Raw genomic sequence first — 26,588 nt, 5'->3', positions numbered from 1 at the left:
ATGAAAAATTCAACGTTAAGCTTCCTCTTTTTTTTTCTGATCTCTAGTTTGGCTTTTGCACAAAAAATAAGCTACGGTTTATCTTTTGGAGCAAATTATATTTCAGTTGAAACCGATGGTGCTGATGAAAACTTGTATGCTGGAGATAGTTATTCTCCTTTCAATGAAAAAGGATTCCCTGTAAATATTGGCGGATATTTTGATTACTCGTTAAATGAATCTTTCGGAATAAAAGCCAATCTTTTTTACAGTAAAAATGTAGATGAGTATCTTATTTATTCAGATAATAATGAATCTACAGAATTGGATGTAATGAAATCTGCTATCAAGTTTCAACCTTTGTTGAAATTTGATGTTAATAAGGAATACGGAAAAGGTTTTTATCTATTAGCGGGTCCACAATTTTCGTTCATTTTAAATGAAGAAGACGCTCGCAATAACTTTGAATTAGAAGAAAATTTTTATAAAAGCACGAATATTGGAGCCAATTTAGGGTTCGGACTTCAATTTTCATCGTTAATTGGCGCTGAAATCATTGGTTATTATGGGTTAAGTAATTGGATCGATAATGAAAATATCGATACTTCAACTGCGGGGGCTTATTTAAATGTATATATAAATCTAGCCTCAATAATCAATAAATAAATTATGAAAATTAGCACTATGAATATCGAAAAAATAAGAGTCGATTTTCCGATACTTTCTCGAAAAGTAAATGGGCATCCGCTGGTGTATTTTGATAATGCCGCAACCTCACAAACGCCAAGTACGGTGATTAATGCGATTGTTGATTATTATCAGAAGTACAATGCTAATATTCATCGTGGAGTTCATACACTTTCGCAAGAAGCAACTGAAGCTTACGAAGAAGCGCGAGAAACCATACGCGCGCATTTTAATGCCAAAAAAAAAGAAGAAATAATTTTTACTTCCGGAACTACGCACGGTATTAATTTAGTCGCGAACGGTTTTGCTTCAGAAATCAAAAAAGGAGAAGAAATTTTGGTTTCTGCTTTAGAACATCATTCTAATATTGTTCCCTGGCAAATGCTTTGTCAAAAAACTGGAGCGAAACTTCGCGTTATCCCTATGACAGAAGAAGGAGAGTTAGACATGAATACTTTTTATGATTTGCTTTCTGAGAAAACAAAACTGGTTTTTTTAAATCACGTTTCAAATGCACTCGGAACAATTAATCCGATTGAAGAAATTATACAAAAAGCACATCAAAAAAATGCGGCCGTTTTAATTGATGGGGCACAAGCTGCTCCGCATATTCAAGCCGATGTTCAGCAATTAGATGTCGATTTTTATGTGGTTTCTGCACACAAAATGTGCGGTCCAACCGGAGTAGGTATTTTATACGGAAAAGAAGAATGGTTAAATAAATTGCCACCTTATCAAGGAGGAGGAGAAATGATAGATCAGGTTAGTTTTGAGAAAACAACTTACGCTGGTCTACCACATAAATTTGAAGCCGGAACACCAAATATTTGCGGAGGTATTGCCTTTGGAAAAGCAATAGATTATTTACACGAAATCGGGTTTGATACGATTGCGGAATATGAACACGAATTATTGACTTACGCGACTGAAAAACTACTGGAAATTGAGGGTATGAAAATCTTCGGGACATCCGTTAAAAAAACAGCCGTAATTTCTTTCAATATTGAAGGAATGCATCCGTATGATATTGGTACCATTGTTGATAAATTAGGAATAGCCGTAAGAACCGGTCATCATTGCGCGCAACCTATCATGGATTATTATAAAATACCGGGAACGGTTCGCGCTTCTTTTTCATTTTACAATACAAAAAGTGAAATAGATAGTTTTGTAAAAGCAGTAAAACGAGCAAAAATTATGTTATCATGAAAATAATAAAAAATGTTGTCATACTCAGTTTTTTACTGATTTTAGGGGCATGTCAAACCACTAAAAATAAAATGATTGATAAACAGATGAATTTTGAAGTGGTGCAAATCGATCAGCAAAAAGTGGAATCTTTAGAGGTTAGCATTAATTTTTCACCCGAAGAAAATAGAATTTCTGGTGTAGGCGGTTGTAATTCTTACACAGGAACATATTCAACTGAAAATACAAAACTTGAAATCAGCAAAGTTGTTTCTACAAGAAAAATGTGTGCTCAAGGGATGAAAATTGAGCAAAATCTACTGTCAAGTTTTGACAAGATTACACATTATAAATTTGATGGGAAAACGCTTGAATTAAAAAACGATGCCCAAAAAACACTTGTAAAAGCAAGTTTAACTAAACAAGAGTAGATTTGAGTACAATAAAAAAAATACAGGAAGAAATTGTAGATGAGTTTGCAATGTTTGACGATTGGATGCAGCGCTATGAGTATATGATAGAGCTGGGTAAATCACTTCCTATTATTGATGAGCAATACAAAACCGAAGAAAATATTATTAAAGGCTGCCAAAGTAAAGTTTGGGTTCATGCCAATATGGAAGATGATAAAGTTGTTTTTACTGCTGATAGCGATGCTGTAATTACAAAAGGGATTATTGCCATATTAATTAGAGTGTTTTCAAATCAATCGCCAAAAGCAATTTTAGAAGCTGACACAGATTTTATCGATGAAATTGGCTTAAAAGAGCATTTGTCGCCTACCCGTGCAAACGGATTAGTAAGTATGATTAAGCAACTAAAAATGTATGCTTTGGCATATCAAACTAAAGTAGAGTAGTTTTTTACAGACCAATAGTTTGATAGTCTAATAGTTTGATAGTGCAATAAGGAGCTAGTTTTTATAGTCATCAGTACTTTTTTCAGTATATCAAAAAAACACTTGAATTCTAAAAGTAAGTAAACTAAGAACTATCCAACTAAAAAACTATTAACCTAAAAACAAAAAAAATGGAAGAAAAAAAAATAGATACCAACGAATTAGGTGAAAAAATTGTTAGAGTTTTAAAAACAATTTATGATCCTGAAATTCCTGTGGATATATATGAATTAGGATTGATTTACGATGTTTTTGTCAATGAAAATCTTGATGTAAAAATTTTAATGACCTTAACCACGCCAAACTGCCCGGTTGCAGAAAGTCTTCCGCAAGAAGTAGAAGAGCGTGTGAAGTCTATTGATATGGTAAACGATTGCGAGTTAGAATTAACCTTCGATCCGCCTTGGTCTCAAGATTTAATGAGTGAAGAAGCCAAGCTAGAACTCGGAATGTTATAGTATAATATCAGAAATTAATTTTTATGCCTGAAGAGATTGTAAATCGAGTAGCAAATAGTAAGTTAAAAACCTTCAACTTAGAAGATCATTATCCCAAAGGAGAACGTATACTTTTCGATCTTAAAGATTGGCTCTACGAAGGTTTTGTGTTACGCGAAAAAGAATTTCGGCAAGCTGTAAAAGATCACAATTGGTCTGTTTATCAAGATAACTTTGTTGCCCTTACGTGCAGTTCAGACGCTATTGTGCCGGTATGGGCGTTTATGTTGATTACGGCTGAATTGGAACCATATGCAAAAAAAGTAGTTTTAGGGAATTTAACCGGTTTAGAATCATCAATTTATCAGGAAATTATCAATCAATTAGATGTTTCTGAATTTCAAGGTTTACCTGTTATCGTAAAGGGCTGTTCTAATAAACCGGTACCGGATAACGCTTATATTCAAATTATTCAAAAACTTCAGCCGGTAGTAAAAAGTTTAATGTTTGGTGAAGCTTGCTCTTCGGTTCCGCTTTATAAAAAACCAAAAAAATAACTGAATTTAAGTCTCCTTAACCTTCAATTCACTAAATAGCTTAACTTTGTAAACAATATCAAATCAAAAAATTTATTGTTTATGAAAAAAAGCATACTTAGTCTAGCATTATTTTTAGGGGCAATTGCTACCGTTTTTGCTCAAGATAGTGACGAAAACGAAGAACCAAAACAAGGTTGGCAACAATCTGGAGATTTTTCTTTATTATTTAACCAAGCTGCTTTTAACGAAGAGTGGCAAGGAGGAGGAACTTCTAACTACGCCGGTAATGTAAATATTAGCTACAGTCTAAATTATCGTAAAGGAGATTTTACCTGGGATAATACTTTTTTAGCTGATTTTGGTCTTACTAAAAATGATAACGAAAATTTTACGCGTAAAACAAACGACCGCCTTGAGATAAATTCTGTAGCGGGTAAACAAATTAATGAATCTAATTGGTTTTACTCTTTCTTTGTAAACTTTAAAACACAGTTTCAAGAAGGCTACGAGTATAACGATATTGAAATTACAGATCCTCTTACCGGAGATGTAATTGGTACACGTGTAGAGAGAACAGAATATACAAAGTTTATGTCGCCTGGATATTTACAGTTTGGTCCTGGTTTTTTATGGAAGAAAAACGACAACTTAAAAGTGAATATAGCCCCGGCAACGGCTCGTTTTATTTTTGTTGATGATCGCTTTACAACAGTTCCGGGTTATGTAGATGGAGATTACTTTGGTGTAGATCGAGGCGAATCAACACGTTTTGAATTTGGTGCTTCCATCAACGGATATGCAAAATTTACGTTGGTTGAAAATGTTACCATGGAAAATATTATAAACCTTTATTCTAACTATTTAGAAGATCTACAAAACGTTGATTTAGATTATACCATGAACCTAAATATGAAAGTGAATAGTTTTCTTTCAGCAAGCTTTATTTTTCAAACAATTTATGACGATAACGCTGTTAGAGCCTTTCAGGTTAGAGAAGTTTTGGGTGTTGGTTTAACCTATAAATTAAACCCTGAAGAATAATTTAGTTTAAAATTCCAATAAGAAAAGGCTGTCTGAAAAGGCAGTCTTTTTTTTTGATGCTTTTTTATGTAGCTTTATAACACTAACCAACTCCAATAACCATGAAAACAATTATAAAAATACTCATTTGTTTATTAAGTTTTAACAGCGTAGCACAAATAGCCCCTTTAGAAGACCATACCTGGTATTTAGAGAAGTTAATTATTGGCGGGCAAACCATTCAAAATCCCGCACTTAATAGTGAAGTGAATGAAATTACAGCCATTTTTGAAAATGGTTGGTTTGTAACTACTGTGTGCAATTATTTTGATGCAGAATTAGAATATTCAACTAACCCAAATAGTTTTTATGTAACCTATGCATCGAGTACTTTAGGCTCTTGTAGCAATTCCTCAAATCAGCAGTTTGAAAACAGCTATACCCAAGATGTATTTATATTTAGTGAACCTCCTTTAGAGAACCATGTGTATACTTATTCATTTAGCCAAGATGGGACAGACGTTATTCTTACTATTGAGAATGAAATTGGCAATCAAGCCATTTACCGTAACCAACAACTTGCGGTTGGCGATAAAGAAATAGTGGTGTTTAGCTTGTACCCTAATCCTACAACCAACAGCTTTCAGGTAACAATGCAGTCCGGTGAAAAAGTTACATCAGTACGTATTTTTTCTCTTAAGGGAAAAGAAGTGTTGTATTTTAAAGAAGCGCAACACTCTTATGATATTTCAAAACTTTCCAGTGGGCTTTATTTTGTCCACATTAAAAATAAAACAGGAAAAAGTATACAGAAAATTGTAAAGCAGTAGTAGTTGTAACAAAAAGAAACCGCCTATAATTTTTTTATAGGCGGGCTTTTATATTTTTAATTTTCTATAGAAGCTTGTAAAGGCTTTCCTCTTTTTTGTCTAAATTTAATTTTTCCACGGTTACTTAAATAGAACATTACCGGAACAACTACTAAAGTTAAGAATGTTGCAAAGGTAAGTCCAAAAATTACCGTCCACGCTAATGGTCCCCAGAAGATCACGTTGTCTCCACCAATATAAATTTTTGGGTCGTAATCTATGAACAATGAGAAAAAGTCAATGTTTAGTCCAGCAGCTAATGGAATTAAACCTAAAACAGTGGTGATAGCCGTTAATAAAACAGGACGTAATCTTGATTTACCACCGGCTACAATAACCTCAAAATATTGTTTTTTGGTTAAGTAGTCTTCATCGGCTAAGCCAAGATCTTCTTTTTTTCTGTCGATTAAAATTTGCGTATAATCAATTAAAACAATAGCGTTATTCACTACAATTCCGGCCAGTGAAATGATTCCCATCATCGTCATGATAATCACAAAATCCATTTGAAAGCTAACCAGTCCTAAAAACACGCCACCTAAACTTAACAATACTGCCATTAAAATAATAACAGGTTTAGAGAGGGAGTTAAACTGTGCTACAAGAATCAGTAAAATTCCTCCTAAAGCAATTAATAGCGCTTTTATTAAGAAGTTCATGTTCTTTTCTTGCTCTTCTTGTTCACCGGTAAATTTAAAATTGATTCCGGTTGGCGTTTCATAGTTTTTAAGCTCTTTTTTTATTTGATTTACAATCTCGTTACCATTATATCCTTCTAAAACATTTGAATAGACAGTAATAACTCGTTTTAAATCTTTACGTTTAATAGAGCTGAAAGTTGCTGTAGGCTTTTTGGTAACTAATGCAGAAATCGGTACTTGAATCAGTTCACCCGTATTCTGATTTTTGAAAGTAATAGGTTGATTAAAAATAGCGTTTTCTTGATACCTGAAATCTTCATTAAAACGAACATTAATTTCATAGTCATCTTCTCCTTCCTTAAAGGTAGAAATTTCTTCCCCATAAATAGCTCTTCGTAAGGTTTGACCAACAGAAACGGTGGAAACTCCAAGGCGACCTGCTTTTTTACGGTCTACGCGAACATCTAATTCGGGTTTAGCTTTATTGACGTCAACTTTTAATTCTTCAATTCCCTCAATGCTTAGTTCTTGAATGAATGAGCGTAATTGTTCTGCTTCCGCAAGCATTTTATTATAATCTTCTCCGCTTACTTCAATGTTAATTGGGTAACCCGCAGGCGGACCTGCAGCGTCTTTTTCAACAATTACAGATGCTCCGGGAAAACCTTTTACAGCTTCTCTTACTTCAGAAAGAACAGTACTACTTTTTACACCGCGTCGTTCGTTAAATTCGCGCATAGAAAGTGTAATCTTACCTTTATGAGGCATTTCATTTTGCTGACCACCATCGGTTTGAGGGTTTCCGGCACCTTCACCTACTTGAGAAATAGCAGATTCTACCATATAGTTATACCCATCTTCATCCTCATATTTTTTGATGCTTTCAAAAATGCGCTCTTCAATCTTTTTGGTTAGTTTATTGGTCTTTTCAATAGCAGTTCCTTCAGGATATTCTATATAAGTAATAATCTGATTGGGTTGATTTTCAGGAAAAAACAATACGTTAGGCTGGGCAATCCCTACCAAAACAAAACTGAAGATTAAAACGCCTAAAGTTCCGAAGAAAAATAGATAGGCTTTTTTTCCGCGTAAAGCGAATTTTAAAAAGCGCTCATAAAAGCTTTCTAACTTTTTTAAGGATTTATATTGGAAGTAATGTACTGCTTGTTTTAAAATTTTACGGTACACCCAAACCATTATTATGATAAATAGAATTAAATTTCCTAAACCACGTAATATGCCTGAAGGTAACATAAAACCTGCTACGAGAAATACAATACCAACAATCGCAAAAATAATACTTAGGCGAATTACTCTTTTTTGCTTGGCTTCTTTTTCGTTGATCGCCATGTATTGTGAGGTTAACATAGAATTTATGATCAATGCTACAAACAATGAAGAACCTAAAACAATGGATAAGGTAATCGGGAAGATGACCATGAATTTACCGATTGTTCCCGGCCATAATCCTAAAGGAAAAAACGCGGCTAGGGTAGTAGCGGTAGATGCAATAATAGGCCATGCGATTTCTCCTAAGCCTTGTTTTGCTGCCTTTATTCTAGGCATGCCTTCACTCATGAGTGAGTAGACGTTTTCAACAACCACAATTCCGTTATCTACTAGCATTCCCAGTCCCATAACTAAGGCAAAAAGTACCATTGTGTTTAGCGTAAAACCTAAACTAGAAAGCACAATAAAAGAAAGAAACATAGAAAGAGGAATAGCAATACCTACAAAAAGCGCATTTCTAAAACCTAAGAAAAACATTAAAACACCTACTACTAAAATAACACCGAAAATGATATTATTGACCAAATCGTTTACTTGGTTTTCGGTTTTAATGGACTGGTCGTTAGAAAGCGAAATATGTAGATCTTCCGGGTAATAATTTTCTTGTTCGGTTTCTACAATTTGCTTGATTTCTTCCACGGCTTCAATCATGTTTTTTCCGGCACGTTTTTTTATATCAAGCATTACTACCGGGTCTCCGTATTCTCTGGCAAAAGTTGTAGGGTCTTTTTCTTGAAAATTTATTACAGCAATATCTTTTAGATAAACTACTCCGTCATCTCTTTTTACAACTACATCTCCTAGTTCTTGTGGCTCTTCAATTTCACCAATAACTCGAATGTTCTTTTCAACGCCATTTTCGGTAATATTTCCGCCAGAGATGGTTTTGTTTTCCATTCTCACAGAATTAATAATGTCATCAAAACTAACTTTAGAAGCCGTCATCTTATAAACATTTACAGCGATTTCTACTTCTTTTTCTTCAGCACCGCGAATAGTGGCTTCTTTTATTTGGGGAAGTAGTTCTATTTTATCCTGTAAATGTTCGGCGTAATCTTTTAATTGCTGAACGGTGTAATTTCCCGTTAGGTTGATATTTAAAATGGGTTGCTCTTCAGAAATATTCAAGTCAAAAACATTGGGTTCTACCTTGGCGCCATTATCTAAGGTTGGCCAAGTAGTTTCGGCTTTCACCAAATCTACTTTGTCTTTTACTTTTTGCTTAGCATCGGGAACTTCAATATCTTCTTCAAACTCTACAATTACAATGGAGTAATCTTGTAAGGTTGTAGAGGTTATCTCTTTAATTCCTGCAATGTCATTAAACTCTTCTTCTAAAGGTTCTGTAATAAACTTCTCAACGTCTTCTGCTGAGTTTCCCGGATTAACGGAGCTAACATATATTTTTGTTTCTACAATTTCCGGAAACGCTTCGCGAGGCATGCTGTAATACGAAAGCAACCCGCCAATCATTACAATAGCAATGATTACAAAGACCGTCATTTTATTGTCGATGGCCCAGGAAGAAACTGGAAATTCTTTTTGTGTGTTTTTATTGGCCATGGTTATTGGTTTATTTTTACTTCTTGTCCTTCACGAATAGTTCTAGCTCCTTCTACAATAATTTTTTGCTCTTCTTTTAAACCTTCTAAAACTTCAATTTTACCATCATAGGCTAAGCCTGTTTTTAAAATTGCTTTTTTAGCGACATTTACAGAATCGTTTTTTGGCTCTATATAATAAGTAATACTTTCTCCTTGAGCATTTTCTTGTAAAATACTTTGTGGTATTAAAATTGCTTTTTCTGAGGTATAATCGTTTAATTTAACGGTGGCAATTAAATTTGGCTTTACCATTCCTTTTGGGTTTGGAACCGATATTTTTACAGAAAAGCTTCGGTTATTCGGATTTACAAAATCTGAAACTTGCTCAACTTCTCCTTCAAATTCTTTACCGATAGAGCTTATTTCAACCAAGACTTCACTTCCTTTATTTATTTTACCAAGGTAATTTTCCGGAATTTCTGCAGTAATATACATATCGCTTAAATTAACTAATCTAAACAACTGGTTTTGGCCTGGAGAAACTACTTGTCCTTGGTCTGAAATCACTTTGTCAATTACACCGCTAAAAGGCGCTTTGACAATCGTTTTTGCTAATTGAGCCCTAAGTTGATCTACCGCTTTTTGTTGCGCTTCAAAATTGGTTTTAGATTCTAAATATTGAATTTCTGAACCAATTTTTTTATCCCATAAACGCGATTGACGTTCAAAAGTAGTCTTGGTAAGTGATAATTGTGATTCGGCTTGAGATAATTGACTCGACAAACCACCATCATCAATTTTTGCTAGGGTTTGTCCTTTATTTACACGCTGACCTTCTTCTACAAAAACTTGTGTCAACACTCCGGAAAATTCAGGGTAAATTATAATATTTTCATCGGTTTCTACATCACCTTGTACTTCTACATAATGTTTAAATAAGGTGTCGTTTAGTTTTTGAACGGTAACTAAAGGGTATGATTTACTTTTATCTAACTTTTCAATTTCTTCATTAAGGCGTTCAATTTTATCTGAAATTTCATTTTGTTCTGTTCGTAGTTCAGACTTTTTTGCTCGTATTTCAGTAAGATTTCCTTCAGAAATAATATCGTCTATAGATTTTTCTTTCTTTCCGCAAGAAATTACGCTAAGGGTAATTAAGGTTAATGCTAGGAACTTTTTCATCGGACTTATTTTAATTGTTGGTGAAATTTAGTTGAGGTGTGTTTAATGCTGTTTCTAATGCAGCTTTTGCATTTAGTAAATCTAGCATCGATTGTAAAAGAGTTTGTTGTGTGGTGTAAAGTTGCGTTTGCGCTTGGCGTAAATCAAAACTTGAAGCAAGCCCTTCTGTAAATTTTAATTGATTTTTATTTTCAATTCGTTCGGCTAATTCCAGATTCTTTTTAGCAGTTCTATACTTTTCTACGGCAAATTGATAATCGTTTTTTGCACGTTTTACCTGAAGCCTAATTTGTTCTTTTGCTTGTTCAAATTCTGTGTTGGCTTGATCTAAAGCAATTCTGGCTTGCGCGGTTCTGGCGCTACGCTGAAGTGAACTAAAAATAGGAATAGTTAAATTTACGCCCCATACAGAAGATTGAAACCACTGTTGGTTGTCATTTAAAAAAGTAAACTCTTGACTAAAACTATTTGTGCTGTAATTGATAAAAGTAGATAAACGCGGAAGCGCCTTACTCTTTTCTAAATTCAACTCGTGTTCGCGTTGCTCGGTTAAATTTCTAGCAAGTTTATAGTCTAGGTTTTCTTCAATTTCAACAGAAGCATTTAATAATTCTAAGCTAATATTTTCTTCAGCTAAGGAATCTAAATCGTCTGTTAAAATGATGTCATTTTCTAACGGAATCCCCATGGTTAGATTAAACATTTCTTTAGTGATGCTTACCAAGCGTTTAGCATTTCTAAGTTCGTTGCTAATTTGTAAAAAAGTGATTTGTAGTTGTTCTACACTTTCTTCTTCTTGCAAACCATTTTCAAACATAGCAGTGGTTTCCTCCAGATTCTTTTCTAACGTAGCTTTATCTTGTTCTAAAATATCAACCAGATCTTGAGAAACCAAAACATTGCCATAAGCGTCAATTACATTCTGTCTTATTTCTAAGGCAGTTTTTTCGGCAGTGGTGTTCGTGTATTCTAAAAAAGTTTTAGAAGCTCTAACCGCCACAATATAGGAGCCGTCAAACAATAGCTGGTTGGCGGTTGCCGAAGCCGACATTTGTTGTTGCGTTCCAAAAACGACCGGTATAAAAGTACCCGGAGGACCGCCGGTAATTTCTGCTGGTAAAAGCTGTACCGGTTGCTTTAAATTGTTTGTATAATCTATATTCGCATCAATTTGTGGGAGTCCATCTGCGGTGGTTTCCCATTTTCTTTTAATGGCTGCCGCAATATCTCTACGGGCATTAATTGCAGTGTAACTGCTGTCTAGCGCATATTCTATAGCTTCTTTTAAGCTGAAAGAGTACTCTTGTTGGCTGTTAAATTCAGTATTTTGCGCATTTGCTAAAAAACCAAAACATAGCAATACTATGCCGAGTTTTATTTTCATAAGTCTTTATTTTTTAAATGATTGATATATGTTAAACCTTTTTCTGAGGCAATTGCTCTGAAGTGATATTCTAAAAAATGTTTGAGTATAAAGGGAATAGTATATTTTTTTACCGAGAAAATATCGCTGTTCTTAATTCCTTCTAGCGTCATATAATAAAATTGAAACACAACCTCAATATCAATATCATCTCTATAATAGCCTTGCTTTTTTCCTCTTTTTAGGTTGTTTATCACCTGTTTACGCATCAATTCAAGCTTTTGCTTTCGCATCTTTTGCTCAATTTTTGGATAATATTTTCGCAATTGATGCTGTGTTGATTCTTTTTCTTCTTTCAGCTTATTCAATGCATATTTGTGAATGAGAAAATGCTCCTTTATGGGATTGTGGTTTTTATTAATGATTTCTGCTACACCGTCACTGATATTGCAAAAAAGATCTTTGGCGCAAGATTCAACAAGTTTAGATTTGTTTGGAAAATGGGTATAAATGGTTTTTTTAGAGATGCCTAATTCTTGAGCAATATCGTCCATCGTCCCACTTTTAAATCCTAATCGTGTAAATAATTCGGTAGCTTTGTTTAAAATTTTTTCTTTCATAATTGCGGCAAAATTACACAGAAACTTTAAAAACAAAAAAAGTTTCCGTGGTTTTTTTGAAATATTTACATTCATTTAAAAGAGCCTTTAAAATTCATCGAAATGTGGTATTTTAGCCGAAAATTTTTGCCCCGTATGCACGATATTTCTTTTTACCGATCAGAATTTTTAGCGCATTTAGAAAAAAAAGTAATTGCAAAAGAGCCGGTAGGGCTTTACGATCCTATACTCTATATTTTAAATCTTGGCGGAAAGCGTTTGCGTCCGGTAATGGTTTTACTTTCAGCAGAACTTTTTGGGACACCTTATAAAAAGGCACTCGATGCTGCTTTGGCAATTGAAGTTTTTCATAATTTTTCGTTAGTACATGACGATATTATGGACGATGCTCCGTTAAGAAGAGGGCAAGAAACCGTACACGAAAAATGGAATGTGAATACGGCAATTCTATCAGGAGATGCGATGTTGATTAATGCGTATCAACTCTTTGAGAATTACGCGGGAGATACATTTAAGCAAATGGCAAAACTTTTTACAAGAACAGCGATAGAAGTTTGTGAAGGCCAACAATACGATGTTGATTTTGAAACGCGAGATGATGTAAGTATAGAAGAGTACATCAAGATGATTAGGTATAAAACGGCTGTTTTAGTAGGGGCCTCTTTAGAAATGGGAGCAATTGTCGCTGATGTAAGTGATGCTTGTAAAGAGCAGATTTATGAGTTTGGTTGTTTATTAGGAATTGCTTTTCAATTGCAAGATGATTTTTTAGATGCTTTTGGCGATCCCAAGAAATTCGGAAAACAGGTAGGTGGCGATATCATTGAAAACAAAAAAACATTTTTATATCTAAAAGCTATAGAGCAGTCTAGTGTAGGAGAAGCTAGACAATTAGAACATTTGTATACAATTGCTCCAAGAGATGCTTCTCAGAAAATAGAAACAGTAAAAAATATTTTCGAATTAAGCGGTGCGGCAAAAAGTACACAAATAGAAATTGAACGCTATACCGAAAAAGCCTTTAAAATGCTGGAGCAAATGAATATTCAAGAAGAAAAAAAGCAGCTTTTAAAAGACTTTGGAAATTCATTAATGACACGCAAAGTTTAACAAAAATAACGCAGTGTTAGAAAATCTTATACCATATAAGATAAATTTATGTTTAGGTAGCTGCTAATTTTAGTAAAAATTGTATTTTTGTTTTGTTTAAAAAAACACAACAGTAATTCCTCTTATGGATCAATTTTCATTTCTAAATGCGGCACACACCGCTTACTTCGCAGAATTATACGATCAATACCTGCAATACCCTGATAGTGTTGAACCTAGCTGGAGAGCCTTTTTTCAAGGGTTTGACTTCGGTAAAACGCTAGGAGAAGAAGAGATCTTAGGGCAAACTAATGGAACAGAGCAATCTAGTAATACGCAGATTGCCATTCCAGATAGTGTCAGAAAAGAATTTCAGGTCGTGCAGCTTATCGATGGGTACAGGTCCAGAGGTCATTTGTTTACCAAAACAAACCCTGTTAGAGAACGTAGAAAATACGAACCTACGTTAGCCATTGAGAACTTTGGGCTTTCTAAAGAGGATTTAGATACCAAGTTTAGCGCAGGAGAAATTTTAGGGATTGGCACAAGTTCGCTACAAGAAATAATTGATCATTTAGAAAGAATTTATTGCGACGCTATTGGGGTTGAATATATGTATATTCGGAAGCCTGAAGAGGTGCAATGGATTCAGAAGCGCTTAAACATCAATGAAAATCATCCAAAATTCGATGAGCAAAAGAAAAAGCAAATTCTAAAAAAACTGAATGAAGCTGTTTCTTTTGAAGCTTTTCTGCATACAAAATATGTAGGGCAAAAACGTTTTTCGTTAGAAGGCGGAGAAACTTTAATTCCGGCTTTAGATGCTTTAATTGAAGAAGCTGCAGAAAGAGGAGTTCGAGAATTTGTTATGGGAATGGCGCACCGAGGCCGATTAAACACCTTAACCAATATTTTTGGAAAAAGCGCAAAAGATATTTTCAGTGAGTTTGATGGAAAAGACTACGAGCAAGAAGTGTTTGATGGGGATGTAAAGTATCACTTGGGGTGGACTTCTTGTAGAAAAACCGATAGCGGAAAAGAAATAAACTTAAATATTGCACCAAACCCTTCGCATTTAGAAACGGTGGGGCCGGTTGTGCAAGGTATTGCAAGAGCTAAACAAGATAATCATTATAAAAGTAACCCGGAGCATGTGTTGCCGATAGTTGTACATGGAGATGCTGCAATTGCCGGACAAGGCGTGGTTTATGAAACTGTGCAAATGGCGCAGTTAGACGGGTATAGAACAGAAGGAACAATACATATTGTGGTGAATAATCAAATTGGTTTTACTACAAATTACTTAGATGCTCGTTCATCTACCTATTGTACAGATGTTGGTAAAGTGACTCTCTCTCCTGTGCTTCATGTGAATGCAGACGATGCAGAAGCGGTTGTTCATGCAATGTTGTTTGCGCTTGATTTTAGAATGAAATTTAAAAGAGACGTCTTTATAGACCTCTTAGGCTATAGAAAATATGGTCATAATGAAGGTGATGAGCCTCGTTTTACCCAGCCAAAATTATACAAGGCTATTTCTAAGCACGATAATACACGCGATATTTATGCCAAGAAGCTTCAAAGCGAAGGACTGATCGATAGTGATTATATTAAAAAATTAGAGAAGGAGTACAAAGATAAATTAGAAGAAAACTTAGAGAGTTCTCGTAAAGAAGAGAATACGGTAATTACTCCTATTATGCAAGAAGAGTGGGATGGATATACCTACGCTACCGAAAGTGATATGATGGAGATGGTAGACACTTCTTACGACCTAGAAAAATTGAGTGAGGTTGCAGAAACCATCACTAATTTACCGGAAGACAAAAAATTTATGCGAAAGCTTAAAAAGCTTACCGATACGCGTAAAAAGATGTATTTCGATAAAAATAAACTGGATTGGGGCTTAGCAGAATTATTAGCCTATGGTACGTTACTTTCTGAAGGGTATAATGTTAGAATGACCGGTCAAGATTGCGAGCGCGGAACTTTTTCTCACAGACACGCAGTTTTAAAAGTTGAAGATAGCGAAGAAGAGGTTGTATTGCTTAATAATATTAGTAAGGATCAAGGAGAATTTTATATTTATAATTCCTTATTGTCAGAGTATGGAGTAGTTGGTTTTGATTATGGTTATGCAATGGCAAGTCCAAATACTTTAGCGTTATGGGAAGCACAATTTGGTGACTTTAGCAATGGAGCGCAAATTATGATCGATCAGTATATTTCTGCTGCAGAAGATAAATGGAAGTTACAAAACGGGTTGGTTATGCTCTTACCGCACGGATACGAAGGGCAAGGAGCAGAGCACTCTTCAGCAAGAATGGAGCGTTACCTTCAATTGTGTGCAAAGGACAATATGTTTGTTGCTGATGTGACTACACCGGCAAACTTATTCCATTTGTTAAGAAAACAAGTAAAAGCTTGTTACAGGAAGCCTTTAATTATCTTTACTCCAAAAAGCTTATTGAGACATTCTAAAGTAATTTCAACAAAAGAAGAATTAGCTGAGGGAAGATTTCAGACCGTAATAGATGATGGTGAGGCGGATGTTAAGAATATTAAAAGCTTAGTTTTTTGTACAGGTAAATTTTATTACGACCTTTTAAAGAAAAGAGAAGAAAACGAAAGAGATGATGTAGCTTTGGTTAGAATTGAACAATTATTCCCATTGCCTACCTCAAGAATCTTGGAGATTATAAAGAAATACGAAAACGCAGACGATCTGGTTTGGGCACAAGAAGAACCTAGAAATATGGGTGCTTACAGTCATTTGCTTTTACATTTAAAAGAAGCTAAAGACTTCAGAGTTTGCAGTAGAAAATTCTATGGTTCTCCTGCCGCAGGTAGTCCTGTGAGATTTAAAAGAAGACATGAGCGTGTTATGGAAAGTGTCTTTGATAAAAGTTTAAATGAATAATAAATTTAGAAATTACGATATACCGAAATAAATATAATTATGGCTTTAGAAATGAAAGTCCCTTCACCGGGAGAATCTATTACAGAAGTTGAAATAGCAGAATGGCTTGTTGAAGATGGCGATTATGTTGAGAAAGATCAAGCAATTGCAGAAGTAGACAGCGACAAGGCAACATTAGAACTTCCAGCAGAAGCAAGTGGAATTATCACTTTAAAAGCAGAAGAAGGTGATGCTGTTGCAGTTGGAGAAGTTGTTTGTCTTATTGATACCGAAGCTGAAAAACCGGGCGGAGGAGATGATGAAGATGATAAAGCTTCAAATGAAGAAAAAAGTGAAGACGAAAAATTAGAGCCTAAAAAGGAGACCCCGTCTAAGCCTTCTACTCCAGATCAAAAACAAGATGATAATAATTATGCTGAAGGAACTCCTTCTCCTGCGGCAAAAAAAATCTTGTCAGAAAAAGAGATTGAGGCTAAGGATGTAAAAGGGACCGGTAAAAACGGAAGAATTACTAAAGAGGACGCAGAAAATGCGAAACCATCTATGGGTTCTCCGGGTAGCGGGAAAAGAGGTGAAACACGTAAAAAAATGTCAATGCTACGTAGAAAGGTAGCAGAGCGTTTAGTGGGAGCTAAAAATGAAACGGCAATGCTAACAACTTTTAATGAAGTTGATATGTCGCTAATTTTTGAATTAAGAAAAAAATACAAAGAAGAATTTAAAGAAAAACATGACGTAAGTTTAGGTTTCATGTCGTTCTTTACCAAAGCGGTTGTTAGAGCCTTGGATGAGTATCCTGCGGTAAATAGCATGATTGATGGAAAAGAAATGATCACATACGATTATAAAGATATCAGTATTGCTGTTTCTGGACCAAAAGGATTAATGGTGCCGGTTATTAGAAATGCAGAAAACTTAAGTTTTAGAGGAGTTGAAGCTGAGGTAAAACGCTTAGCTTTACGTGCTCGTGACGGGAAAATAACAGTAGATGAAATGACTGGAGGTACGTTTACCATTTCTAATGGAGGTGTTTTCGGATCGATGCTTTCTACGCCAATTATCAATCCACCGCAAAGTGGTATTTTAGGAATGCATAATATTCTTGAACGCCCGGTAGCAATTGATGGAAAGGTTGAAATTAGACCGATGATGTATTTGGCACTTTCTTACGATCATAGAATTATTGATGGAAAAGAATCCGTAGGTTTCTTGGTGGCGATTAAAGAAGCCTTAGAAAGCCCTGAAGAATTATTAATGGATGGTGATATTAAAAAAGCTTTAGAGCTTTAAGATACTTATTTTGTTATATCAAAAAAGCGACTCCTAATAAAGAGTCGCTTTTTTTATTTTAAGTAGACATATTTTCCTTTATAATCGATTACCGCTTTTCCTTTTTTAAGGACATCAGCACCGATTATTCCATGAACGGTATCAGCATTATGATCGCTTAAGGCTTGATTTACATGACTTAAATCAAAAACAACCAGATCAATTTTCTTTTTTTTCCACTTTCCGATTTTCATTACATTTTTAGTAGAAACTCGCGTCAACATATTCGTAGCACCGGCACCGGCAGCTTTTATATCGCTATCTTCTGCAAAAAGATTGAAGTATTCTACTGCATCGGTTCCTACACAAGAACTGGAAGCGCCGGTATCTAAAATAAAATTTCCTTTTATCCCGTTTATTTCCGCAGAAAGTTCTAGATGGTTGGTAGCGGTGATGGTTAGTTTTATCCGTTGGTAACCTTTATCTGTTAAAAGATTTCTTAAACTAGGCATTACTTTTTTTTGGCAAAGATAACCGAAGAATTTAATTAAACTTAAAATTTAAAAGGCGATAGCGCTTAGCAGATAATTATAATGAAGGGAAGTTTGCCGAATTTGCAGAAGACTTCTTAGCTTTGCAGCATGAAATTAATAGATACCCATACGCATTTATATAGCGATGCTTTTGAAGAAGATCGTCAAGAAGTTATAGAAAGAGCCATTGATGCCGGTGTAGAAAAGTTTTTCTTACCCGCTATAGATTCAGCAACAACAGCAGCAATGTATGCGCTTGAAAAAGCTTATCCGGATCGTATGTATTTAATGATGGGCTTGCACCCGGTTTCAGTGCAAGAAAATTATAAAGAAGAATTGGCGCATGTTGAAGAGCAAATTCAGCAACGTAATTTTGTGGCTATCGGTGAAATTGGTATCGATTTGCATTGGGATAAATCTACCTTAGCGATACAGCAAGATGCGTTTAGAAAGCAAATTCAATTAGCAAAAAAATATAAATTGCCAATAGTAATTCACTGTAGAAAAGCATTTGATGAGATTTTTCAAATTTTAGAAGAAGAAAAATCTCCAGATTTATATGGTATTTTTCATTGTTTTACAGGAACCTTAATACAAGCAAAGCAAGCCTTGTCTTATAATATGCTTTTAGGAATAGGAGGAGTAGCAACTTTTAAGAACGGTAAAATTGATCAGTTTTTAGATGAAATTGATTTAAGTAAAATTGTGTTAGAAACCGATTCTCCTTATTTAGCACCCACACCATTTCGCGGAAAACGAAATGAAAGCAGTTATATAGTGAATGTTCAAAAAAAGTTGGCAGAAATTTATGGTATTTCTAAAGAGGAAATAGCAACAATAACTTCGGCAAATGCTGAAAAAATATTCGGCTTATCATGATAAATAACTCAAAAATATTATTGGTATACACCGGAGGAACTATCGGGATGATCAAAGATTTTGAAACCGGTGCTTTGCGACCTTTTAATTTTGATGAATTGCTTCAAAGCATTCCCGAATTAAAACTATTAGACCATGAAATTGAAACCGTAAGCTTTGAAAATCCGATAGATTCATCAAACATGAATCCCGAATACTACTTAAAGATAGCAGAAATCATCGAAGAGAGTTATGAAACCTACGACGGCTTTGTGATTCTTCACGGAAGCGATACCATGTCGTATTCATCTTCTGCATTAAGTTTTATGTTTGAGAATTTAAATAAACCCATCATTTTTACAGGTTCTCAATTACCTATTGGCGATTTGAGAACTGATGCTAAAGAAAACCTCATTACCTCTATTCAATTAGCGGGTTTAAAAAAGAATGGCAAAAATGTGTTGTCAGAAGTCGGACTTTATTTTGAATATAAGTTGTATCGTGCCAACCGAACAACAAAAATTAATGCCGAACATTTTCAGGCATTTAGTTCTTTAAATTATCCGGCTTTGGCAGAATCAGGGGTTCATTTAGATATTAACGAGGCAATGATTAAAAAAGCCAACCGCCGAAAAAAATTAATTGTCCATAAAGAATTGGATAATAATATAATGGTGCTAAAATTATTTCCGGGCATTAATGAAAATATTATTAATCAATTGATTTCAGCAAAAGGTTTAAAGGGGATTGTGTTAGAAACATATGGAAGCGGAAACGCTTGTAATGAAGATTGGTTTATCAATCTTTTAGATAAAGCTATAAAAAACGGCATTCTTATTGTTAATGTTACCCAGTGTATTGGAGGTAGTGTAGTTATGGGACATTATGCAACAAGTACGCGCTTAGAAGAGATAGGGGTAATTTCAGGAAAAGACATCACCACAGAGTCGGCAGTGGCAAAAATGATGTATTTGTTACCAAAAGAATTATCGTCAAAAGTGTTTAAGACTATTTTTGAAACATCACTTCGTGGTGAAATGTTATGAAAAATTAACGTAGCATATTTGAAGGACTAATTTTTTTTTTGTTATTTGCCAGCCCTTTATAAAACTTGTATGAATAGAGAGGTGGCCGAGCGGTCGAAGGCGCACGCCTGGAAAGTGTGTATGCGTTAATAGCGTATCGAGGGTTCGAATCCCTTCCTCTCTGCTAGATACATTTTTAATAACTAAGATTTTTTATATATATTTAACCCTTTAACTAATTAAATTAAGACAAAACGTAATGAAAAGATTATTTTCTATTCTGGTAATCGCTACAATTATGGTCTTCGGAGGCCTTACTGCGAACGCGACAAATAGTGTAAATGCGTTTCCATCTGCTGTTACTGCTAACTTTGTTCAAGATGATGAACAGGCAGCTACTGCAGAAGAGCAAACTGATGAAAAATTAAGTTTCCATCAGACGTTAAAGAAGCGTTTCATAGAAGGTGGACCTGTATTTATGGGGATTGTACTTTTATGTTTAATTCTTGGATTGGCAATTGCCATTGAGCGTATCATTTATTTGAACTTATCGACTACAAATTCAAAGAAATTAGCTCAAAATGTAGAAGATGCTTTAAATAGTGGCGGTGTTGAAGCTGCAAAAGAGGTTTGTAGAAATACAAAAGGACCTGTTGCTTCTATCTACTATCAAGGTTTAGATCGTGCAGATGAAAGTATAGAGTCTGCAGAAAAAGCGGTTGTAGCCTACGGAGGAGTTCAAATGGGACAGTTAGAGAAAAACGTATCTTGGGTTTCTTTATTTATTGCTCTTGCACCAATGCTTGGGTTTATGGGTACTGTATTAGGTATGATTGAAGCCTTTGATAGAATTGAGGCAGCTGGAGATATGCAACCTTCTTTGGTAGCAGGTGGTATTAAAATTGCACTGTTAACAACGGTATTTGGTCTTATTGTAGCTGTTATTCTTCAGATTTTCTATAACTATATCATTGCAAAAATCGATAGTATTGTAAATGATATGGAAGATGCATCAATTACTTTAATTGATATTCTTGTAGCTTACAAGAAAAGAGGATAATTTTTTATAATTAGATAATAACTATTATGACTTTACATAAAGTTTTAAAATATTTAGCCATCGTCATCGGTGTTATCGGTTTGATTTTTCTTGCAAGAATTGTAATCGAAGGTGATGATGCAATTGAAGGCTCTGCAGATTTGCAGGCAAGCATGATTAATCCGCTTATTTATTTAACTTATGCGGTGATTGTTGCTGTATTAGTCTTAGTATTAATTTTTGTACTTAAAGACTTATTTACAGGAAATGTTAAAAATACATTGCTATCTATAGGTGCTTTTGCAGTAATTCTTTTTATTGCTTATTTAATTCCTGGAGAAACAACACCTGTAGAAATGAATAATGGCGAAATGCTATCTAGCGGAGGGGTTACCATTGTAAATATGGGCTTACGTACATTCTATATTTTAGCAGGAATTGCTGTTGGAGCAATGATTTTTTCAGGAGTAAAAAAATTAAGTAAATAATATTATGGCAAAGAGATCGGCACCAGAAGTAAATGCAGGTTCTATGGCAGATATTGCCTTCCTGCTGTTAATTTTCTTCTTGGTGACAACTACTATTGAAACCGATAAGGGCTTGAATAGTAAATTGCCGCCAATTGAAGAGGAACCACAGGATCCACCTCCAGTAAAGCAAAAGAATATTTTTCTTGTGTTAATTAACGGAGGAAATCAACTTTTTGTTGAAGATGATAAAATGGAACTTGTTGACCTTCGTGAAGAAGCAATTGCTTTTTTAGATAACGGAGGCGGACAAGGAAAGGAAACTTGTGAATATTGTCAAGGAGCAAATGATCCTGAATCATCAGATAATCCGGTGAAAGCAATTATTTCTTTACAAAACGACCGTGAAACTGATTACGGAATGTATATTGCTGTTAGAAATGAGTTAACAGCAGCATATAATTTCCTTAGAAATAGAGAAGCGGAACGTCTTTTCGGAACTTCTTTTAGTAAAATGGAAGAGGATTTTAACAGTCCGGATTACGATGGGAATAAAGCGCAACTTGAGGAAAATATCAAGGTGATAAGAGAAATGTTTCCAATGAAACTCTCGGAAGCTGAACCTAAGAAGAGAAATTAATTCAGACTAATAAAAGCTAATTATGTCTAAATTTAAAAAGAAAAAAAGTGGTGATTTACCCGCAATATCTACAGCATCGCTGCCGGATATTGTATTTATGTTGCTGTTCTTTTTTATGGTAGCTACGGTAATGAGAGATACTACATTAATGATTGAAAACGAACTTCCTTATGCAGATCAAGTAGAAAAACTGCAAAAGAAAGATTTAATTATGTATATCTACGCCGGGAAACCTAGTGAGCGTTACCAAGGTCAATTTGGTACAGAATCTCGTGTTCAATTAAATGATAAATTTGCCAATATCAGTGATATCCAGCAGTTTATTTTGGAAGAAAGAGAATCTAAACGTGAAGAACTGCAAGATAAATTAACAACCGCTTTAAAAATTGATGAAGAAACTAATATGGGTATGGTTTCTGACATTAAATATGAGTTAAGAAGAGCTGAAGCTTATCGTGTAAATTACACAACCAAAACAGGTGAAGCTTCACAGAACTTAAAATAAATTTATTGTAGTATTAATGAAAACGAGCTTTTACTATAAAAGCTCGTTTTTTTGTTTAAGATATTCGCTACCTTTTCCCTATGAAAAAGTTACTTTTTTTCACTTTATTTTTTCTATTTGCTGCTCTTCCTGTAATCGCACAAATTGAACAGGAAACCGAACAAGACTCTATTGTTGTTGGAGAAACAAAAATTGATAGTCTTTATCGTGAAGATCAGTTTTATTTAGGGCTTAGCTTTAACTTAATTACAAATACACCTACAGGAGTTGACCAATCAGGGTTTTCCGGTGGTTTGCATGCCGGTTTTATTCGAGATATGCCTATTAACAAAGCACGAAATATTGCTTTTGGTGCTGGTCTAGGTTGGTCAGTAAATACCTATGGACTAAACTTAATGATCTCTGAAGATCCTGAAGGAAATTCTATCTTCGAGCCTATTGATGGTGATATTGATTATGACACTAATCGATACACTACTTATTTAGTAGAGGTACCTCTACAGTTTAGATGGCGTACTTCTAATCCCACATCGCATAAGTTCTGGCGTATTTATGCCGGAGTGCGGATGGGGTATATTTATTATTTTAAATCTAATTTTAAGAATGGGAATGTACAAATAAAGCAAACAAAGGTACCCGAACTCAACAGGTGGCGTACCGGTCTAGCTTTTACGTTTGGTTATAATACTTTTAACTTTCACGTTTATTATAGCCTTAATTCATTTTTTGATGGTAAAATCACAGGTACTCAAGATGATATCGGACTCAATACTTTTAAGCTAGGTTTTATGTTTTATATTCTTTAGCGCGAACGGTGTTAATATTGCTATTTTCTCGATTTGAGAACTTCAATATTAATTGATGCTTTTCACCGGTCTTTGCTGTTGCGAAACGTATTTATTCATATAATAGAAAACATGATTCAACTATCTTCGTATAGTAATGAAGCGTTTTTGTGGTTAGCCTTTTTTAGTTGAAGAAATTAGGAATAAATAAAAGCAGTAATTGCGGTATAACCCCGAAAACAAAACCTAAGAGCAATTCCTTTTCATTATGCGCTTTAAGCAATAGTCTAGATGAAGCAATCCACCCTAAAATAAAGATTAACAAGCCGATAATATAAGTTAAATTTGTACCGTATAAGACGCTTAAGGCAATAAGAAAGGTTGTAAAGCCGGCTGCACCCATCATATGTAAGCTTACTTTCAGTTTGAAAATACTGCTTAATAAAGCCAGTAAGCTAGAATATAGAATTCCACTGAAGAAATAATATAGTTCAGGATACCGATAACTTTCTACAATAAAGTTTAAAATTGTTAATAGTAATAGCGAAAAAAATAAAAGCGGCAGTCTTCTTTCTTTTACTTTTCTTAAATGAATGGAAGAAATTAGGCCTAGATTTTTAATTAAAAAGGCAAAAATCACCGGAATAAAAACCGTGAGAATTGCAATGGCTAAAAGTTTTGCTTTTACAATTGGCAACGGAAAAAAGCGTGGACTAATTAAGAAATAAACTATAGTTCCTGCTAGCGGCATCCAAAGCGGATGAAAAATCTGGGATCCAAATTTTAGAAACCTTTTCATTTAAATTTCTTTACGAAGTCTAGCGACAGGAATATCTAATTGTTCTCTGTATTTCGCAACCGTTCTTCTGGCTATAGGGTAACCTTTATCTTTTAAAACTTTAGAAAGTTTGTCGTCTGTTAAAGGCTTTTTCTTGTCTTCTTCTTTTACGGTAATTTCAAGAATCTTCTTGATTTCTCGTGTAGAAACATCTTCTCCCTGATCGTTTTTCATCGATTCCGAAAAGAATTCCTTAATCAGTTTTGTGCCATAAGGCGTATCTACATATTTACTGTTGGCCACACGAGAAACGGTAGAAACATCCATGTCTATTTCTTCGGCGATATCTTTTAAGATCATTGGTTTTAAGTCGCGTTCATCACCGCTTAAAAAGTAATCATACTGATGATGCATAATTGCATTCATCGTTACAAAAAGCGTTTCTTGTCGTTGTCTGATAGCATCTATAAACCATTTAGCAGCATCTAATTTTTGCTTGATGAACATTATCGCATCTTTCTGCTTTTTTGTTTTTTCTTTGGAGTCCTTATAGCCTTTAAGCATATTGCTGTACTCCCGAGAAACATGCATTTCGGGCGCATTTCTACCGTTTAAGGATAATTCTAATTCGCCATCTTTAATTTTTATGGTAAAATCTGGAACTACGTGTTCTACAATACGCGTGTTTCCCGCATAAGCTCCACCGGGTTTCGGGTTTAAATGCGCTATTTCTTCAATGGCATTTCGTAACTGATCTTCGGTAATGTCGAATTTTGAAATTAACTTTTGGTAATGTTTTTTTGTAAATTGATCAAAGCCGTTTTCCATTAAATCAATTGCCAATTCCACACTTTCTGTGGGATTCTTTCTTTTTAACTGAATCAATAAACATTCTTGTAAAGAACGAGCACCGACTCCTGCAGGATCTAAGCGATGAACATATTTAAACACGCGTTCTACCGTCTCTTCATCGGTATAAATGTTTTGCGTAAAGGCCAAATCATCTACAATATCAGCTACTTCTCTTCGGATATAGCCGCTTTCGTCTACACTGCCGACTAAAAATTCGGCAATTTTCATTTCATCATCTTTAAAACGAAAGGTATGCAATTGATTTTTTAGGAACTGTGAAAATGAAGTTCCTGCAGCATAGGGGATCTTTTTGTCATCATCGTCTTTGCTGTAATTGTTGGCTTGTAGACGATAACTGGGTATTTCGTCGTCACTTAAATATTCGTCAACATTAATTTCAGTTTCAATTACTTCATTATCATCATCTCGTTCTTCGTTCTTAAACTCATCTTCAAACTCATACTCCTCTGTTTTTTCTTTCCCGCTGTCTAGAGCCGGATTATCTTCGAGTTCTTGCTTTATCCGTTGCTCAAAAGCTTGCGTAGGCAATTGTATTAGCTTCATCAGCTGGATTTGCTGTGGTGAAAGCTTTTGAGAGAGTTTAAAATTGAGTTGCTGTTTTAGCATAAAGATTTCTGAATTGTTGCTTACTACAAAAATAACGAAAATGGCATAACAATTGTTACCAAAATTTTGTTAAGCTTCTAATTCAGGGCTACTATTTTTAGGTAAAAATCTCCTGAATTTTTTTGGTAGAGCGGTGCTGAAAGATAAAATTTCCGTTGTGATAGGATGTTGAAATTGTAAAGAAAAAGCGGTTAATAAAATTCCTTTAATGTCGATTTTTGATCCATATACTTCATCACCAACAATAGGAAATGCCGCTTCAGAAAGATGTTTTCTTAACTGATGTGTTCTTCCTGTTTTTGGAAATAACTCTACCAACGAAAAAAACCGTTCATCTTTTTGAAAAGACTTTAACAGCCGAAAATTAGTAAGGCTTTCTTTTCCATCTATGGCATTATTGAATTCTCCTTCTTGTTGAATTTCTCCTTCCACAATGGCCAAGTAACTTTTAGTGATTTTTCGTTCTTCAAAAGCGGTATTTAATGCTCTTTGAGCATTTCTTGTTTTGGCGATAAGCAATAAACCACTTGTGGGATTGTCTAAACGATGCACCGGAATAGGATAGGGGAGCGCGTCTTTTTCTGAAGAAATTTCTAAATTAAAGGGAAGCGCATTTTCAATGGTTTTAAAATAATTTCCGTTGGTAGGAAATCCTGCCGGTTTTTCTATGAGGGCTAAAAAATCATCTTCATAAACGATTTTCAGCGAAAGCTTAAAAATTTTTTTAGGGCTTTTTTGAGGCTGAATTAATTGTAAAATTTGTCCTTCTTTTATCCAGTCAGAAGTTTTTGCGGGCCGACCATCTAGTAAAATTTCTTCTCTTTTAATGGCTTTTTTAATTCCACTTCGTGTAGAGATGGTTTTAAACGCCAAGGGAGCATATTCCTGCAAGCGAATTTCTTTTTCGATTGCAGGAACCTTATGTTGCTCTATAATGTTCAAAA

26 protein-coding genes and 1 tRNA gene are annotated in these 26,588 nt (G+C 34.7%); 19 read left to right on the top strand and 8 right to left on the bottom strand.

Annotated elements, in window-relative coordinates:
• The 8 genes from D9R05_RS08845 (at position 1) to D9R05_RS08810 (ending at position 5,578) form a co-directional block, all read left to right on the top strand.
• On the top strand, positions 1 to 645 hold the full coding sequence (locus D9R05_RS08845) for an outer membrane beta-barrel protein (protein ID WP_121666865.1): 645 nt from the start codon (positions 1 to 3) through the stop codon (positions 643 to 645).
• An 18-nt stretch (positions 646 to 663) separates the two neighbouring features.
• Positions 664 to 1,875 carry an aminotransferase class V-fold PLP-dependent enzyme gene (locus D9R05_RS08840; protein WP_162984933.1) on the top strand — a complete coding sequence of 404 codons (1,212 nt, stop codon included), beginning with the start codon at positions 664 to 666 and terminating at the stop codon, positions 1,873 to 1,875.
• Positions 1,872 to 2,285, top strand: a complete 414-nt coding sequence (locus D9R05_RS08835) for an META domain-containing protein (RefSeq protein WP_121666863.1) — start codon at positions 1,872 to 1,874, stop codon at positions 2,283 to 2,285. The genes D9R05_RS08840 and D9R05_RS08835 overlap by 4 nt, the downstream gene beginning before the upstream one ends.
• A 50-nt stretch (positions 2,286 to 2,335) precedes the next feature.
• Positions 2,336 to 2,713, top strand: a complete 378-nt coding sequence (locus D9R05_RS08830) for a SufE family protein (RefSeq protein WP_121666887.1) — start codon at positions 2,336 to 2,338, stop codon at positions 2,711 to 2,713.
• Positions 2,714 to 2,883: 170 nt separating this feature from the next.
• Complete coding sequence (locus D9R05_RS08825; RefSeq protein ID WP_121666862.1) at positions 2,884 to 3,210, top strand: SUF system Fe-S cluster assembly protein; 327 nt, start codon at positions 2,884 to 2,886, stop codon at positions 3,208 to 3,210.
• A 23-nt stretch (positions 3,211 to 3,233) separates the two neighbouring features.
• The gene (locus tag D9R05_RS08820; protein ID WP_121666861.1) at positions 3,234 to 3,746 is read left to right on the top strand and encodes a DUF2480 family protein; all 513 of its coding nucleotides are present in this window, start codon (positions 3,234 to 3,236) and stop codon (positions 3,744 to 3,746) included.
• 81 nt (positions 3,747 to 3,827) lie between these two features.
• Positions 3,828 to 4,769, top strand: coding sequence for a DUF3078 domain-containing protein (locus D9R05_RS08815; protein WP_121666860.1), 942 nt, complete (start codon positions 3,828 to 3,830; stop codon positions 4,767 to 4,769).
• 101 nt (positions 4,770 to 4,870) lie between these two features.
• Entirely contained in the window at positions 4,871 to 5,578 is a 708-nt protein-coding gene (locus D9R05_RS08810) for a T9SS type A sorting domain-containing protein (RefSeq protein ID WP_121666859.1), read from the top strand.
• 56 nt (positions 5,579 to 5,634) lie between these two features.
• Here D9R05_RS08810 and D9R05_RS08805 read toward each other — a convergent pair whose 3' ends face one another.
• The 4 genes from D9R05_RS08805 to D9R05_RS08790 are packed head-to-tail and all read right to left on the bottom strand — an operon-like array spanning position 5,635 to position 12,257.
• A complete protein-coding gene (locus D9R05_RS08805) occupies positions 5,635 to 9,111 on the bottom strand; it encodes an efflux RND transporter permease subunit (protein ID WP_121666858.1) in 3,477 nt (1,158 codons plus the stop codon).
• Positions 9,112 to 9,113: 2 nt separating this feature from the next.
• Positions 9,114 to 10,274 carry an efflux RND transporter periplasmic adaptor subunit gene (locus tag D9R05_RS08800; RefSeq protein ID WP_121666857.1) on the bottom strand — a complete coding sequence of 387 codons (1,161 nt, stop codon included), beginning with the start codon at positions 10,272 to 10,274 and terminating at the stop codon, positions 9,114 to 9,116.
• A 10-nt stretch (positions 10,275 to 10,284) separates the two neighbouring features.
• A complete protein-coding gene (locus D9R05_RS08795) occupies positions 10,285 to 11,658 on the bottom strand; it encodes a TolC family protein (RefSeq protein ID WP_121666856.1) in 1,374 nt (457 codons plus the stop codon).
• On the bottom strand, positions 11,655 to 12,257 hold the full coding sequence (locus D9R05_RS08790) for a TetR/AcrR family transcriptional regulator (RefSeq protein WP_162984932.1): 603 nt from the start codon (positions 12,255 to 12,257) through the stop codon (positions 11,655 to 11,657). The genes D9R05_RS08795 and D9R05_RS08790 overlap by 4 nt, the downstream gene beginning before the upstream one ends.
• Positions 12,258 to 12,392: 135 nt before the next feature.
• On the opposite strand from D9R05_RS08790, the gene D9R05_RS08785 reads away from it, so the two are divergent.
• From D9R05_RS08785 to odhB, 3 genes are all read left to right on the top strand, one after another.
• Positions 12,393 to 13,367 (top strand): polyprenyl synthetase family protein, encoded by a 975-nt coding sequence (locus tag D9R05_RS08785; RefSeq protein WP_121666886.1) that lies wholly within the window; start codon positions 12,393 to 12,395, stop codon positions 13,365 to 13,367.
• 124 nt (positions 13,368 to 13,491) lie between these two features.
• Complete coding sequence (locus D9R05_RS08780; RefSeq protein WP_121666854.1) at positions 13,492 to 16,266, top strand: 2-oxoglutarate dehydrogenase E1 component; 2,775 nt, start codon at positions 13,492 to 13,494, stop codon at positions 16,264 to 16,266.
• A gap of 39 nt (positions 16,267 to 16,305) precedes the next feature.
• On the top strand, positions 16,306 to 17,556 hold the full coding sequence (gene odhB / locus D9R05_RS08775) for a 2-oxoglutarate dehydrogenase complex dihydrolipoyllysine-residue succinyltransferase (RefSeq protein ID WP_121666853.1): 1,251 nt from the start codon (positions 16,306 to 16,308) through the stop codon (positions 17,554 to 17,556).
• A gap of 53 nt (positions 17,557 to 17,609) precedes the next feature.
• Here odhB and D9R05_RS08770 read toward each other — a convergent pair whose 3' ends face one another.
• Entirely contained in the window at positions 17,610 to 18,047 is a 438-nt protein-coding gene (locus D9R05_RS08770) for a retropepsin-like aspartic protease (RefSeq protein WP_121666852.1), read from the bottom strand.
• A gap of 129 nt (positions 18,048 to 18,176) precedes the next feature.
• Between D9R05_RS08770 and D9R05_RS08765 the strand changes: the two genes are divergently transcribed.
• From D9R05_RS08765 to D9R05_RS08730, 8 genes are all read left to right on the top strand, one after another.
• Positions 18,177 to 18,947, top strand: coding sequence for a TatD family hydrolase (locus D9R05_RS08765; protein WP_121666851.1), 771 nt, complete (start codon positions 18,177 to 18,179; stop codon positions 18,945 to 18,947).
• Positions 18,944 to 19,972, top strand: a complete 1,029-nt coding sequence (locus tag D9R05_RS08760) for an asparaginase (protein ID WP_121666850.1) — start codon at positions 18,944 to 18,946, stop codon at positions 19,970 to 19,972. Before D9R05_RS08765 ends, D9R05_RS08760 begins: the two co-directional genes overlap by 4 nt.
• A 75-nt stretch (positions 19,973 to 20,047) precedes the next feature.
• A tRNA-Ser gene (locus D9R05_RS08755) sits at positions 20,048 to 20,135 on the top strand.
• Positions 20,136 to 20,210: 75 nt separating this feature from the next.
• Positions 20,211 to 21,011 carry a MotA/TolQ/ExbB proton channel family protein gene (locus D9R05_RS08750; RefSeq protein WP_121666849.1) on the top strand — a complete coding sequence of 267 codons (801 nt, stop codon included), beginning with the start codon at positions 20,211 to 20,213 and terminating at the stop codon, positions 21,009 to 21,011.
• 26 nt (positions 21,012 to 21,037) lie between these two features.
• Positions 21,038 to 21,478: a hypothetical protein gene (locus tag D9R05_RS08745; protein WP_121666848.1), complete on the top strand. Its 441-nt coding sequence runs from the start codon at positions 21,038 to 21,040 to the stop codon at positions 21,476 to 21,478.
• Positions 21,479 to 21,482: 4 nt separating this feature from the next.
• Complete coding sequence (locus tag D9R05_RS08740) at positions 21,483 to 22,097, top strand: ExbD/TolR family protein (RefSeq protein ID WP_121666847.1); 615 nt, start codon at positions 21,483 to 21,485, stop codon at positions 22,095 to 22,097.
• Positions 22,098 to 22,119: 22 nt separating this feature from the next.
• Positions 22,120 to 22,602 (top strand): ExbD/TolR family protein, encoded by a 483-nt coding sequence (locus D9R05_RS08735; RefSeq protein ID WP_121666846.1) that lies wholly within the window; start codon positions 22,120 to 22,122, stop codon positions 22,600 to 22,602.
• Positions 22,603 to 22,682: 80 nt separating this feature from the next.
• Complete coding sequence (locus tag D9R05_RS08730; RefSeq protein ID WP_121666845.1) at positions 22,683 to 23,408, top strand: porin family protein; 726 nt, start codon at positions 22,683 to 22,685, stop codon at positions 23,406 to 23,408.
• A gap of 163 nt (positions 23,409 to 23,571) precedes the next feature.
• On the opposite strand, the gene D9R05_RS08725 is transcribed toward D9R05_RS08730, so the two are convergent.
• From D9R05_RS08725 to D9R05_RS08715, 3 genes are all read right to left on the bottom strand, one after another.
• The gene (locus D9R05_RS08725) at positions 23,572 to 24,186 is read right to left on the bottom strand and encodes a hypothetical protein (RefSeq protein ID WP_121666844.1); all 615 of its coding nucleotides are present in this window, start codon (positions 24,184 to 24,186) and stop codon (positions 23,572 to 23,574) included.
• Positions 24,187 to 25,644, bottom strand: a complete 1,458-nt coding sequence (rpoN, locus tag D9R05_RS08720; RefSeq protein ID WP_121666843.1) for an RNA polymerase factor sigma-54 — start codon at positions 25,642 to 25,644, stop codon at positions 24,187 to 24,189.
• Between the two features lie 69 nt (positions 25,645 to 25,713).
• Positions 25,714 to 26,586 (bottom strand): RluA family pseudouridine synthase, encoded by an 873-nt coding sequence (locus D9R05_RS08715; protein ID WP_121666842.1) that lies wholly within the window; start codon positions 26,584 to 26,586, stop codon positions 25,714 to 25,716.
• Positions 26,587 to 26,588: the final 2 nt, after the last annotated feature.

It is taken from the genome of Mesonia aquimarina, assembly GCF_003667275.1.
Taxonomy (GTDB): domain Bacteria; phylum Bacteroidota; class Bacteroidia; order Flavobacteriales; family Flavobacteriaceae; genus Mesonia; species Mesonia aquimarina.
The sequence above is the reverse complement of the archived record's forward strand: the minus strand, read 5'-3'. Positions and strand labels throughout refer to the sequence as shown.